General features: G+C 69.5%; 10 protein-coding genes and 2 CRISPR repeat arrays. Of the genes, 9 read left to right on the top strand and 1 reads right to left on the bottom strand.

Going from position 1 to position 13,675, the window contains the following annotated elements:
- The first annotated feature begins 483 nt into the window (after positions 1–483).
- The 8 genes from OO54_RS39800 to cas2e all read left to right on the top strand — a co-directional run bounded on the left by OO54_RS39800 (position 484) and on the right by cas2e (position 9,923).
- Positions 484–3,414 carry a CRISPR-associated helicase/endonuclease Cas3 gene (locus OO54_RS39800; protein WP_033212351.1) on the top strand — a complete coding sequence of 977 codons (2,931 nt, stop codon included), beginning with the start codon at positions 484–486 and terminating at the stop codon, positions 3,412–3,414.
- Positions 3,407–5,110: a type I-E CRISPR-associated protein Cse1/CasA gene (gene casA / locus OO54_RS39795; RefSeq protein WP_051787852.1), complete on the top strand. Its 1,704-nt coding sequence runs from the start codon at positions 3,407–3,409 to the stop codon at positions 5,108–5,110. Before OO54_RS39800 ends, casA begins: the two co-directional genes overlap by 8 nt.
- Positions 5,107–5,757: a type I-E CRISPR-associated protein Cse2/CasB gene (gene casB / locus OO54_RS39790; protein WP_051787851.1), complete on the top strand. Its 651-nt coding sequence runs from the start codon at positions 5,107–5,109 to the stop codon at positions 5,755–5,757. Before casA ends, casB begins: the two co-directional genes overlap by 4 nt.
- A gap of 63 nt (positions 5,758–5,820) precedes the next feature.
- Complete coding sequence (gene cas7e / locus OO54_RS39785) at positions 5,821–7,017, top strand: type I-E CRISPR-associated protein Cas7/Cse4/CasC (protein WP_033212349.1); 1,197 nt, start codon at positions 5,821–5,823, stop codon at positions 7,015–7,017.
- Positions 7,014–7,793, top strand: a complete 780-nt coding sequence (cas5e, locus tag OO54_RS39780) for a type I-E CRISPR-associated protein Cas5/CasD (RefSeq protein ID WP_078905606.1) — start codon at positions 7,014–7,016, stop codon at positions 7,791–7,793. Before cas7e ends, cas5e begins: the two co-directional genes overlap by 4 nt.
- Positions 7,793–8,572, top strand: coding sequence for a type I-E CRISPR-associated protein Cas6/Cse3/CasE (gene cas6e, locus OO54_RS39775; protein ID WP_033212347.1), 780 nt, complete (start codon positions 7,793–7,795; stop codon positions 8,570–8,572). The genes cas5e and cas6e overlap by 1 nt, the downstream gene beginning before the upstream one ends.
- On the top strand, positions 8,569–9,564 hold the full coding sequence (gene cas1e / locus OO54_RS39770) for a type I-E CRISPR-associated endonuclease Cas1e (protein WP_033212346.1): 996 nt from the start codon (positions 8,569–8,571) through the stop codon (positions 9,562–9,564). The genes cas6e and cas1e overlap by 4 nt, the downstream gene beginning before the upstream one ends.
- The gene (gene cas2e / locus OO54_RS39765) at positions 9,561–9,923 is read left to right on the top strand and encodes a type I-E CRISPR-associated endoribonuclease Cas2e (RefSeq protein WP_033212345.1); all 363 of its coding nucleotides are present in this window, start codon (positions 9,561–9,563) and stop codon (positions 9,921–9,923) included. The genes cas1e and cas2e overlap by 4 nt, the downstream gene beginning before the upstream one ends.
- A 301-nt stretch (positions 9,924–10,224) precedes the next feature.
- A CRISPR array of direct repeats spans positions 10,225–11,716; the repeat unit is 29 nt; unit sequence CTGCTCCCCGCACGCGCGGGGATGGTCCC.
- A gap of 160 nt (positions 11,717–11,876) precedes the next feature.
- Here the strand turns inward: cas2e and OO54_RS44620 are convergent.
- A complete protein-coding gene (locus tag OO54_RS44620) occupies positions 11,877–12,050 on the bottom strand; it encodes a CsbD family protein (protein ID WP_078905605.1) in 174 nt (57 codons plus the stop codon).
- A gap of 554 nt (positions 12,051–12,604) precedes the next feature.
- On the opposite strand from OO54_RS44620, the gene OO54_RS39755 reads away from it, so the two are divergent.
- Entirely contained in the window at positions 12,605–12,976 is a 372-nt protein-coding gene (locus OO54_RS39755; RefSeq protein ID WP_033212342.1) for a ClpX C4-type zinc finger protein, read from the top strand.
- 319 nt (positions 12,977–13,295) lie between these two features.
- Positions 13,296–13,568: a CRISPR direct-repeat array (repeat unit 29 nt; unit sequence CTGCTCCCCGCGCCTGCGGGGATGATCCC).
- Between the last annotated feature and the right edge of the window lie 107 nt (positions 13,569–13,675).

Genomic DNA, 13,675 nt, shown 5'->3' with positions numbered 1-13,675 from the left:
CCCGCGGGGATGGTCCCGGCCCTGCCTCCTAACCTGGCAGGTGTCGAGTCTGCTCCCCGCACCCGCGGGGATGGTCCCTGGACCCGGATGAACGCGATCGGCCTGGCGACCTGCTCCCCGCGCCCGCGGGGATGGCCCCGACGTGATCCGACACCTCATGGTCGTCGGCTCCTGCTTCCCGCACCCGCGGGGATGGTCCCGAGGCGCGCGCTCTGGAAGACCGGCCGCCGCCCTGTTCCCCGCACCCCCAGGGATGGTCCTGGCCCGGAGGTGGAGACCTCGGGCCGTGTGGATCTGTTCCCTGTTGCCTGTTGCCTGTGGGATGGTCTTTCGCCTGTTGTGGGGTTCAGGGGGGGCTTAAATGTTCGTCACATTACGCGGTCGTTTGCCTGCTCGGGGTCTGTTCTGCGTAAGTTCGTGGAGAGCTCTGGATCTTGTGGTGTTCGGGTCTTTGGTGTCTGTGTCGGGGTGTATTTATCTGGCATGGCGCGTGTGGGGGAGGGCCGGTTAGGCCTTCGGTGCAGGCTTGATGGTCCGGTGCTGGTGTTGTGGGGGAAGTACGACCGGGATTCGGATGGGTGGCTGCCGTTGTGGCAGCACATGGACGACAGTGCGGCTGTGGCGGGGTTGCTGTGGGACGAGTGGGTTCCCGCGCAGGTCCGGCGGCTGATCGCTGAGGTCTTGCCGGGGGGTGAGGTGGACGGGCGGCGGCTGGTGAGGTGGCTGGCCGCGGTGCATGACATCGGGAAGGCCACGCCCGCGTTCGCCTGTCAGGTGGAGGCGTTGGCCGACCGGATGCGGGATGTGGGCCTGTCGATGCGGTCGCTGCGGGAGATGGGTGCCGATCGCAGGATGGCGCCGCACGCTTTGGCCAGCCAGGTGCTGCTGGGGGAGTGGCTGGAGGAGGCCTGTGGCTGGGCGCCGGAACAATGTGATCAGTTCTCGGTCGTCGTGGGCGGGCACCACGGCGTGCCGCCCGAGCACGGGCAGATCAGCGCGTTGGACAACCGCGGGCACCTGCTGCGCTCGGCGGGGGCGAGCCGGCCGCTGTGGCGGCGGGTGCAGAGCGAGCTTTTGGAGGCGTGTGCCGAGGAGTTCGGAGTGCGCGACAGGCTCGGGCAGTGGCGGGAGGTGCGGCTGCCGCAGCCGGTGCAGGTGCTTGTGACCGCGCTGGTGATCGTCGCGGACTGGATCGCGAGCAACCCGGAGCTGTTCCCGTACTACCCGCAGGATGTGCCGCGCAGCAGTGCCGAGCGTGCGGCGGCCGCGTGGCGGGGGCTGGACCTGCCGGCGCCGTGGCAGCCGGCGGAGCCGCCCGCGGACGTGCAGGAGTTGTTCGGCTCCAGGTTCGCCCTGCCCAAGGGCGCGCGGGTGCGTCCTGTGCAGGCGGCCGCGGTCGAGCTGGCCAGGTCGATGACGGCGCCGGGGCTGATGGTGATCGAGGCGCCGATGGGGGAGGGGAAGACGGAGGCCGCGCTGGCCGTGGCGGAGGTCTTCGCCGCCCGGTCCGGGGCCGGGGGAGTGTTCTTCGCCCTGCCGACCATGGCCACCGGCAACGCGATGTTCCCCCGGCTGCTGAAATGGCTGAAGAAGCTGCCGTCCCTGGAGGGCCGGCGTCACTCGGTGCTGCTCGCCCACTCCAAGGCCGCGCTGAACGAGGAGTACACCGACCTGATGAAGGGGGCCGGGAAGGTCGCCGCCGTCGACCTGGACGCCGAGCCGCAGCCTCAGCGGCCGGCTACGGGGGTCCGCGAGGCGCTGGCGGAACTCGTCGCCCACGTGTGGCTGAGGGGCCGGAAGAAGGCGATGCTGTCCTCCTTCGTGGCCGGGACCGTGGACCAGCTGCTGTTCGCCGGGCTCAAGAGCAAGCACCTGGCGCTCAGGCACCTGGCGCTCGCGGGCAAGGTCGTCGTCATCGACGAGGCACACGCCTACGACACGTATATGGGCGCGTATCTCGACCGGGTCCTGTCGTGGCTGGGCGCCTACCGGGTGCCGGTGGTCATCTTGTCGGCGACTCTTCCCGCAGCCCGCCGCCGCCAGCTCGTCGAGGCCTACGCGCGTGCGGGTGTAGGCGGTGTCACGGAACGGGAGGCGTTCGACGCTGTCGCCTCGGCGGGAGCCTACCCGCTGCTGACGGCGGTCGCGCCGGGCGGAACCCCGCTCGTGCGGTGTCCCGGGGCGTCGGGCCGCGGTGTCCAGGTACGGCTGGAACGCCTCGACGACGATCCCGAGGTCCTTACGGACAGACTGGATGAGGAGTTGCGCGACGGCGGGTGCGCGCTGGTGGTGCGCAACACCGTGAGCCGGGTACTGGAGACGGCACGCGTGCTGCGGGAGCGGTTCGGCGACGACGACGTCACCGTGGCGCACGCCCGTTTCCTCGACCTGGACCGTGCGGCCAACGACAAGGAACTCCTGCGGCGGTTCGGACCGCCCGGAGAGGCGACCGGCCGCCCCCGGGGCCGGCACATCGTGGTCGCGAGCCAGGTCGCCGAGCAATCCCTCGATGTGGACTTCGACCTCCTGGTCACCGACCTGTGTCCGGTGGACCTGCTGCTTCAGCGCATGGGACGCCTGCACCGCCACCCGCGCGGCGAAGGTCAGACGGAGCGTCCCGCTGGTCTGCGCGAGCCGCGGTGCCTGGTGACCGGAGCCGACTGGACGAGGACCGTGCCTGAGCCGGTGCGGGGCTCGGCCACCGTGTACGGAAAGTACCTGCTGCTGCGTTCGGCCGCCGTCCTGCTCCCGCATCTCGAAGGGGCGGATCCTGCTCCCGTGCGGCTGCCGCAGGACATCAGCCCGCTCGTGCAGGGCGCCTACGCCGGCGGGCAGATCCCGCCCGAGGGATGGGCCGGGGCGATGGACGAGGCCCGGGCCGGGCACGAGGAGCACTGCGCCGACCAGGCCAGGCGAGCGGCGACCTACCGGCTGGACGATGTGCGCAAGGCCGGGGAGCCGCTCATCGGATGGGTGGCCGCGGGCGTGGGCGATGCGGATGACACCCCTGAGGGGCGGGCGCAGGTCCGCGATACCCGTGACGGCCTCGAGGTCCTGGTCGTGCAGCGGCGCGCTGACGGGACGATGACGACCGTGCCCTGGCTTGGCGAGGACCGGCGAGGCAGACAGCGGGGCGGGCTGGAACTGCCGTGGGACCAGGTACCGCAACGGCGGGCCGCGCGTACGGCGGCGGCATGCGGACTGCGGTTGCCCGTGCAGTTCTCGTACCAGGAAGTGATGAGCCGGGCCATCGCTGAGCTTGAGGAACTGTATGTACCGGCCTGGCAGTCGAAGGACAGTCCCTGGCTCGCCGGCCAGCTGATTCTCGCTCTGGACGAGGAGTGTCAGACCCAGCTGGCAGGCTTCTCGCTCCGGTACTCCAAGACGGAGGGACTTGAGGTGACCCGTGTCTGAGACCAGTGGGACGAGCCAGGCGGGCGCAGGCCCGTTGTCGTTCGACCTGACGGACCGCCCGTGGATCAGAGTGCTCCAACGAGACGGGCAGGAGGACGAACTTTCGTTACGTGAGGTCTTTGCGCGCGCGGCTGGTATCCGCAGGATCGCGGGCGATCTGCCCACGCAGGAGTTCGCCCTGACACGGCTCCTCCTCGCCCTCGCCCATGACGCCCTGGACGGTCCGAAGGACATCGAGCACTGGGCGCGGCTGTGGAACGACAAGGACTGCTTCGCGCCCGTGGGGGACTATCTCGACTTCCACCGGGGATCGTTCGACCTGCTCGACGCTCAGGCGCCGTTCTTCCAGACCGCCGGGCTCAGAACAGCGAAGGATGAAATCTCCTCGCTCAACAGGATCGTGGCCGACGTGCCCAACGGCGAGCCGTTCTTCTCCGCACGCCCCCCGGGTGTCGAACGGCTGAGCTTCGCAGAAGCCGCCAGGTGGGTGGTGCACGCCCACGCGTATGACACTTCCGGCATCAAGAGCGGTGTGGTCGGCGACGAGCGCGCCAAGGGCGGAAAGGTCTACCCCCTGGGCGTGGGCTGGGCCGGGAACCTCGGCGGAGTGTTCGTCGAAGGCGGCGACCTGCGCGAGACCCTACTGCTCAACCTCATCGCCGCAGACACCCCGGGTCTCGTGTCCGCTACGGACGACCGGCCGGCGTGGCGACGGGAGCCGACCGGGCCCGGGGGCGCGCAGCGGACCGTGACCGGGCCACGTGACCTGTACACATGGCAGAGCCGCCGCCTGCGGCTGCACGCCGATACCGACGGCGTGCACGGAGTTGTCCTGGGCTATGGTGATCCGCTCCCTGCGCGCGATATGCACCCGCACGAGCCGATGACGGCCTGGCGTCGCAGCCAGGCACAGGAAAAGAAGCACGGCAGCAAGGCCCCCATCTACCTGCCGCGCGAGCACGATCCCGCGCGTTCGGCGTGGCGGGGTGTCGCCTCCCTGGTGGCCGACCGCCACCAGGCGACAAAGGGCGCTGACGGTGTCCTGCTGTCCCTGCGACCGGGCGTCCTCGAATGGGTCGCCCGCCTCGTCACGAGCCGGAAACTGCGCCGCGGCTTCCTCGTGCGGGCCAGGACCATCGCCACCGTCTACGGCACACAGCAGTCCGTCGTCGACGAAGTCGTCGACGACCATCTGACGATGGACGTGGTCCTCCTGGACCAGCAGGACCGCGAGTACGCACAGCAGGCGATCGACGCGGCCGGCGACGCCGACGAAGCGGTCAAGACGCTCGGCGACCTCGCGACCGACCTGGAACGTGCCGCAGGCTCGGAGAACGAGGGCCGCCGTGACGTCGCACGGGACCGCGCCTTCGGCGAGCTCGAGGGCCCCTACCGGACGTGGCTCGCCGCCCTGGGCTCGGCCGACGACCCCCACGAGCAGCGTGCCGTATGGCAACAGACGGCGTACGGGATCGTCCTGCGGCTCGGCAGACAGCTGGTCGCCGACGCGGGAGACCTCGCCTGGACAGGCCGCACCGTTGCCTCCAAACACGGCAGCCTCTGGCTCAACTCCGCCCTGGCCGAACGATGGTTCACCGCACGCCTGCGCACGTGCCTGGGCCAGTCCTCCCCGTCCGACAGCCCGTCCGACCCGGCCGCGGCGCAGGAGATCTATTCAGAGGTGCATGCATCATGACCACCACAACGGCCCTGGTACCGGTGCACAAGCTGGTCTCCGACCTCGCCCACCAGCGCATCGGCGCTTGGCAGCGCGGCTACACCACCGACCAGGCCAAGGCCGTCGCCGCCCGCGCCCGGCTCAGCCGCGAAGCAGGCAAGACCGCGGCACAGGTGTTCGACCTGTGGGACCTGGTCGACCTCGACGCACTGCAACAGGCTCGTGCCGACGGACGCCCCCTGAGCGAAGCGGAGCTGGAGCGGGCCGAAGAAGCCCTGCTCATGGCCTTCACCCTCTGGGCTCTGCACCAGCAGTCACGCAGCACAGGCGTACACCAGCTGAACAAGAACGGCTCGCCCCGGGGCCTGGGCTCCGCGGTGCGGCGCCTGATGCCGGCCAGTGAGATCGACGACGCGCTGCTCAAGCGCCTCGTACGGGCAGGAAAGGCATCCGACCTGCCCACTCTTGCCCAGCGACTGCGCGACATCGTCCTGCTTCTGCGCCGGGCAGACGCGCCCCTGGACTACGCCCTGCTCGCCGGCCAGCTCTACCAGTGGCAGTGGCCCGGTGGCACGGACGCGGTCCGCACCGCCTGGGGCCGCTCCTTCCACGCCTGGCGCGAGAAAGACGACAAGACGGCGCAGGAGCCGCAGGCAGGTGCCTGAGCGCCGCCACCGCCGATCGCACCGCCCCCGTACCACTCTCGACCCCACTGACAAGGACGTTTCGTGAACCAGCTCTTCCTGGACGTACACGCGCTGCAGACCGTCCCGCCGAGCAACCTCAACCGGGACGACACCGGCGCCCCCAAGACCGCCGTCTACGGAGGAGTGCCGCGCGCCCGCGTATCCAGCCAGGCCTGGAAGCGCGCGACCCGGGAGTACTTCGAGGACAAGCAGCTGCTGGACCCCGGCGAGCTCGGTGTCCGTACCAAGAAGATCGTCGAGGTACTCGCCGACAGGATCGGGTCCCTGGAGACCTCCCTCAAGGGCGAGCAGGCGGAAGCACTCGCCGCCGACGTCGTCCAGGCCGCCGGTCTGCAGATCGCGGTGCCCAAGCGCAAGGCGGACAACGCCGCGAAGAACGGCGGGCTCAACCCGCTGCCCGAGGCCAAGTACCTGCTCTTCCTCAGCTCCCGCCAGCTGGACGGCCTGGCCGGACTTGCCGTGGAGGGCGCCGCCGACGCCAAGGCCTTCTTCAAGGACAAGGAGAACAAGGCCCGGGCCAAGCGGCTGGCCGACACCCGCCACTCCGTCGACATCGCGCTCTTCGGCCGGATGGTCGCCGACGTCACCGACATCAACGTCGACGCCGCCGTGCAGGTCGCCCACGCCATCAGCGTCCACAAGGTCGACAACGAGTCGGACTACTTCACGGCCGTCGACGACAGGAACGAGGAGGACGAGCCCGGCGCCGGCATGATCGGCACCGTCGAGTTCAACTCCGCCACCCTGTACCGCTACGCCGCCCTGGGCGTCCACCAGCTGGCCGAGAACCTCGGGCAGGGACTGCAGGAGGACGAGCCGCGCACGACACCGGTCCGCCGGGCCGTCGAAGCCTTCGTCAACGGGTTCATCCACTCCCTGCCCCAAGGCAAGATCAACACCTTCGGCAACCACACCCTGCCCGACGCCGTGATCGTCAAGCTCCGCACCACCCGCCCCTTCAGCTTCGTCTCCGCCTTCGAGGACCCGGTGCCCAGCGGCCAAGGCGGCCACCTCCGCAAAGCCGTCGAGCGCCTGGCCGAATACATCCCGGACGTCGAGACGGCATACGGCGACGACGCCACGACCCTCACCTGGGTCCTGCGCATCGGCCCCAACACCCAGCAGCTCAGCGGCATCGGCACCGAGACCCGGACGCTGAGCGAGCTGGTCGCGGCCGTCGGCCAGGCCGTCGCGGAGCACCTGGAGACGCCCGCATGAGTGTGCTGACCCTCAGGCTCGCCGGCCCCCTGCAGTCGTGGGGGGCCGCGGCCCGGTTCGCCCGCCGCACCACCGAGTCCGCCCCGACCAAAAGCGGCGTCATCGGCCTCCTCGCCGCAGCGAAAGGCATCCAGCGGGGCGACGACGAGTGGCTGGCGCCCCTGGCGGCCCTGCGCTTCGCCGTGCGGATCGACCAGCCCGGCACCCGACTCCGGGACTTCCAGACCGCCCACCACGCCGACACCGACAAGGCGATGCCGCTGTCCGAACGGTTCTACCTCGCCGACGCCGTGTTCGTCGCCGCACTCGAGGGAGACCACGACCTCCTCGCCGACCTGCACACCGCGTTGAAAGCACCGGTGTATCCGCCGTTCCTCGGACGACGCTCCTGCCCTCCGGCCCACCCTGTGGAACTGGGCCTCCACCCGAACAGCGGCCTGCACGAAGCCCTGAGCACGGAGCCGTGGCAGGCATCCCGGTGGTATGCCAGGCGCCAGAGCAACAAGCCCACGGTGCCACTCGCCGCCCTCTACGAGACGTCGGCGGACGACCTGGCTGCGGACCTCACCCGTGACCAGCCCGTGAGTTTCGCCGCCGAACACCGGCGCCACGCCCTTCGCGCCACGGTGCGACGCGAGGTCGAGGCGCCCAACCCCCACGCGCACCCCAATCCGCGAGTGCCCGCCAACCCGGACCAGCGCTCGCGCCCGGTCTCGAACCCGCGCGTGCCCCACCAGCACGATCCGATGGCCGCCGTGGCGGAAATGAGCGACTGATGTACCTGACCCGCTTCCGGCTCAACGCCGCCCGCACCGGTGCCCGCCGCCTTTTGTCCTCACGGCAGATCATGCATGCCGCCGTGATGGCATCGTTCCCCCAACTGCTGCCCACCGACCAGCCGGCCCCCAACGCCCCCCGGGTGCTCTGGCGCCTGGACCACAACGCACCGGGCGAGGTCTTCCTCTTCCTCGTCAGTCCCGACGCCCCCGACCTCACGCACCTGGTCGAACAGGCTGGCTGGCCGACCGCCATGGTCGACGGCCCCGGCTGGCAGACCCGCTCCTACACCCCGCTCCTGGACCGCCTGGTGGAAGGAGGCCAGTGGGGGTTCCGTCTGACGGCCAACCCGGTGCACCACATCCGCCGCACGGACGATGAGCCGCGCAAGCGCACGGCCCACCTGACCGCGTACCACCAGATCGGCTGGCTGCTGGACGAAGGACGGCAGGAGCGCGGCGGGTTCCGCATCCTCGAAAAACCCAAGGACAAGCGGCTGCTGCCGGGCGGAACCACCCACCAGGGGCGCGAGCACCACGGCGACCGCTACGAAGTCACGGTCCGCGACCACCGCTCCCACGCCTTCGAAAAATCCCGGCCCACCGGCGCCAGGCGCGGCAAGCCCGTCACCCTCGTCACGGTCACCTTCGACGGACGGCTCGAGGTCACCGATCCCGCTCTGATGCGCCGAACCCTCACACAAGGACTTGGCAAGGCCAAGGCCTACGGATGCGGCCTGATGACGCTGGCACCCCTCACACAAGGAGCGGTGCGTTGACGACCGTCTCACAACGCGGGGCGCTCTCCCCACGAGAGCTGACCCGCGTCAGCGAGCGCATGTCCTTCGTCTACCTCGAGCGCTGCACGGTGCACCGGGACGCCAACGCCATCACCGCCACCGACGCGGACGGCGTCACCCACATCCCCTCGGCGACGATCGGCACCCTGCTGCTCGGACCCGGCACCCGCGTCACCCACCAGGCGATGAGCGTCCTGGGGGAAACCGGCGCGGCCGTGGTCTGGGTGGGGGAGCAGGGAGTGCGGTACTACGCCAGCGGGCGCGCACTGAGCCGCTCCTCCGCTTTGGCCGAGTCCCAGGCCATCCAGTGGGCCAATGCCCGCTCGCGGCTCGCTGTCGCGCGTGCCATGTACCGGTTGAGATTCCCTGACGAGGACCCCAGCGGAGCGACCCGCCGTGAACTCCTCGGCCGCGAGGGCGACCGTGTGAAGAAGTGCTACCGCGCACAGTCCGCCCGGACGGGAGTGCCGTGGCGCGGTCGCAGGTACGTTCCTGGCGACTTCACCGCGGGCGATGCGGTCAACCAGGCGATCACGGCAGCGGCACAGTGCATGTACGGCGTCGCTCATGCCGTGGTCACGTCCCTGGGATGCAGTCCGGCGCTCGGCTTCGTCCATTCCGGCCACGAGCTCTCCTTCGTCCTGGACGTGGCCGACCTCTACAAGACGGACATCGGCATCCCTGTGGCCTTCGAGATCGCAGCCGAAGGGGAGGAAGACGTCGGCTCCCGTACGCGCAGGGCCCTTCGTGATCGCATCCACGACACGTCCTTGCTGGACCGCTGCGTCGGCGACATCAAGCGGCTCCTCCTGGGGCCGGACGAGACCGGGGAGATCGATCTGGAAGGTGCCCGGGACATCGTCATGCTGCAAAGCGACCGTGGTGGGCGGGTGCCGGCCGGCTGGAACCACGGTGACGGCGACGGCGGCGGAGAGGGAAGCGGCCTTGAAGAGATGGCGCTGACCTGGTGACCGTGATCGTTCTGACCAACTGCCCGGCGGGCCTCAGAGGGTTCCTGACCCGCTGGCTTCTGGAGATCTCCGCCGGCGTCTTCATCGGAAACCCCTCAGCGAGGATCCGTGACGTCCTGTGGAACGAGGTTCAGCAGTACGCCGGGCAGGGCAGAGCACTGCTCGCCCACACGACCAACAACGAGCAGGGATACACCTTCCGCACCTTCGACCACGCCTGGAACCCCGTCGACCACGAGGGCCTGACCCTCATCCACCGCCCCACAGAAGGCGGCGCCGGTTCTGGGCCGGCGAGCAGCACACAGGGCAAGCCCGGTTGGAGCAACGCCTCCAAGCGACGCAGATTCGGACGCAGGTAAGCACTCACAGAGGGGCACAGACTGCGCCCGCTCCAGCAGGGACGGCCCCGCCCCGAAGTTCAACCTCACCTGGTACATCAATCGCTCTAGCTCCCGCGGGGCTGTCAGGAGGTGTCGAGGCACGCCTGCCGATCGGTAGGGGAGAGGTGCGGACCAGGCGAGTGAAGGTTCTGTTGATGCGTTCTGCGCTCGTGCCTGTGAGGTTGGGGCCAGGTGAGGGTGGGTTATGTCTGGTTTATTCGTTTCGGTGAAAGTGGTTCCGGCGGGGGTGCTCGTGCGGTAAAACAGCAGGTCATCCAGACTGCTCCCCGCACGCGCGGGGATGGTCCCAACGGCACCCCCATGCCGCTGAACGCGACGAACTGCTCCCCGCACGCGCGGGGATGGTCCCGTTGACGTCGCCCTGAAGGATCTCGGCCACGTCTGCTCCCCGCACGCGCGGGGATGGTCCCAATCGGCGACCGCAGGAGCAAGCTAGCTGAAGCTGCTCCCCGCACGCGCGGGGATGGTCCCGAGGACCGGACGCTCGGCGAGTTCATGTGGCTCTGCTCCCCGCACGCGCGGGGATGGTCCCGCTACCTGGGACGTCCGCTCCACCCTCGAACTCTGCTCCCCGCACGCGCGGGGATGGTCCCGATCACTGGTGGTTCCGTTCGCGGGGTGGCCACTGCTCCCCGCACGCGCGGGGATGGTCCCGGTTCGAGTCCAACCCCGTGGTCGGCTACGGCCTGCTCCCCGCACGCGCGGGGATGGTCCCTCACAGGACGCAGCGACATGAAAGCGCCTCTCCTGCTCCCCGCACGCGCGGGGATGGTCCCCAGCCTCGGCCAGCGCCGTCCGTAACGCAACGCTGCTCCCCGCACGCGCGGGGATGGTCCCTCGGCGAGAAGGGCAAGCGGGCCCTGGCGTCGCTGCTCCCCGCACGCGCGGGGATGGTCCCGAGCGGAGCGAGTTGGGCGTGGCCCCCGGTGACTGCTCCCCGCACGCGCGGGGATGGTCCCTACCAGATCCTCCAACACAAGATCACGAAGAACTGCTCCCCGCACGCGCGGGGATGGTCCCCACAAGGCTCAAGATCTTGATTCGCATGCCCGCTGCTCCCCGCACGCGCGGGGATGGTCCCCACATCGTGGTGCCGTCCACGTACAGCCGGTACTGCTCCCCGCACGCGCGGGGATGGTCCCCGCGAGTCGTACTCGACGCGGTTCAGTTCGAGCTGCTCCCCGCACGCGCGGGGATGGTTCCGCGAAAGGGCCGCCCGGATGCGACCCGGACGGCTGCTCCCCGCACGCGCGGGGATGGTCCCGCGACCGGCAGGTACCACTCCAGCTCCACCGCCTGCTCCCCGCACGCGCGGGGATGGTCCCTACGACACCGAGTTCCGCGAGGACGACGCCGACTGCTCCCCGCACGCGCGGGGATGGTCCCTCCCCGGTGCCTGATAGGCGAGGATCGCGGACCTGCTCCCCGCACGCGCGGGGATGGTCCCAACGCAGACGCCCCGGGCAAACTGCGGGTCCGCTGCTCCCCGCACGCGCGGGGATGGTCCCCAGGGTCAAGGCGTTCGACAAACCCGCCCAGCTGCTCCCCGCACGCGCGGGGATGGTCCCGGCAAGTCGGGCCTGCTGAACGTCCTGGCCGGCTGCTCCCCGCACGCGCGGGGATGGTCCCGTCACGTCCTCAGGCGTGGCCCACGGGAAGTGCTGCTCCTCGCTCGCCCGGGGATGGTCCCTCGGTCCAAGGACAGATCGACAAGGAGGCCGACTGCTCCTCGTACGCGCGGGGATGGTCCCAACCTGGCCACACAGGTTCACATCCTGTCCCCCCGCTACTTGGCCGGCGCTGCATTCGGAGACTTCTTCACGTCACGGCGCGCCGACACGCTCTGAAAACCCGTAGGGCCCCGACCGGGGGAGTGGCCGGGGCCCTACGGGATGTGGGGTGTGGGGTGGCTTAATGCCGGAAGGTGTCCTTGATGTCTTCCTTGGCCTGGCGTGCGTGGCCCTTGGTCTGGTCGGCGCGGCCTTCGGCGGCCATGCGCTCGTTGCCGACGGCGCGGCCTACGGTCTCCTTGACCTTGCCCTTGGCCTGCTCGGTATGGGCCTTGCTCTTCTCCGTGCCCGACATCGGGACCTCCTCGTGAAGCAACCGGATTGGTCTTGCCCCCCGCCTACTCGCCCCCGCCCGTCCTAAACACTCGCCACCGGCATGACTCACTTCTCCGTCCGGCTCCAAGCACACTGCTGACAGCGGAGCGTGCCCCCGCGGCCGCGGCCCTGACGCCGGCAGCTCGCGGCGTTGGACCTGTCACCGAGGATCCGGAAACTGCCCTGACCGACTGCCTCCCGCTGGTGTGGGGATGGCCCCATCGCCTGGATGGACCGGGCGAGAGTGTCACCCTGCTCCCCGCGCGGGGATGGTCCCCGGCTCTTCGACGCCTACCTGAGCAGCCTCCGCTGCTCCCCGCACGCGCGGGGGTGGTTCCCGCAGACCGAGTGGGAGAAGAAGGAACTCGGCCTGTTCCCTGTTTGTGTGGGGGTGGTTTTTGCTCTTCCGGGGGTGATCTCCTTCATTTTTTAGGGGTTGTAGCGGCCGGGGTGTGAGCCGGGTGACTGTCTTGTCAGGGTTCCCCTGACGTCCATATTCTGTCAGGGGAACCCTGACAGAACGGGAAGGTTGTCATGTCAGTCACTGCACAGTCCGAGGACCCCACCCACTGCTCCTTCTGCGGGAAGCCGGGCTCCGAGGTCGGCAAGCTGGTCTCGGGACCCGGTGTCTACATCTGCGGCGAGTGCGTGGCACTGGCGGAGCGGATCGTTGCCGGGACGATCGGGGAGCCTTCGGCGCAGGGTATCCGCGCCTGGGTCTCCATGACGGACGAAGAGATCTTGAATCATCTCCCTCGTGTCGCCGCGGAAATCGACCGAGCCGAGGCTGAGCTGCGCCTGTGGGTTCAGGAACTGCGGCGACGTGGGGTGACCTGGACGCGGATCGGCGAGACCTTCGGCATCACTCGTCAGTCTGCGTGGGAACGCTTCTCCGGCGAGGAGTGACAGGCGGAGGCCGGCGCAAAGCCACTGCTCTTTGTGTGTACGGGTCGAGTTGAGAGTTTTGACCGGTTTGGGGGTTTCGGTGAAAGTGGTGCGGAACAGATTTGGTGCACCGTAAAGCCGCAGGTCACACAGTCTGCTCCACGCACTCGCGGGGTGGTCCCTGGCCGAGGTCACCCTCGGACCCAAGACCGAACTGCTCCCTGCGCCCGGGGGGATGGCTCCTGGTTGTGCGGGGGAGGGGGTGGTGAGCGGTTTGTCGGTTTCGGTGAAAGTGGTGTGGAACGGGTTGGGGGCGTCGTAAAATCGCAGGTCACGCAGTCTGCTCCCCGCGCCTGCGGGGATGATCCCAGCACGGCATCCGGCCCGTCCTCGGCATCGACCTGCTCCCCGCGCCTGCGGGGATGATCCCAGGCCGAATTCCTGGCCTCCCTCATGAACGGCCTGCTCCCCGCGCCTGCGGGGATGATCCCGACGCCAGAGCCTCGCGGTATGGGTATCCCTGCTGCTCCCCGCGCCTGCGGGGATGATCCCCCCTTCAACAACGCCGCCGCCGCCAAGGTCCTCTGCTCCCCGCGCCTGCGGGGATGATCCCGCACCGGTACGTCTAGGCCGTGTTTTAGAACTCGCTGACCTGCCTGGTTGGCCGTCCGGGGAAGTCGCGGGCGGCCATCCAGATAGTCAGGTCGCGGGCGATGTCGT

This window comes from Streptomyces wedmorensis (assembly GCF_000716445.1).
In the GTDB taxonomy this organism is placed as follows: Bacteria; Actinomycetota; Actinomycetes; order Streptomycetales; family Streptomycetaceae; genus Streptomyces; species Streptomyces wedmorensis.
This window is presented reverse-complemented; position numbering and strand designations above follow the sequence as displayed.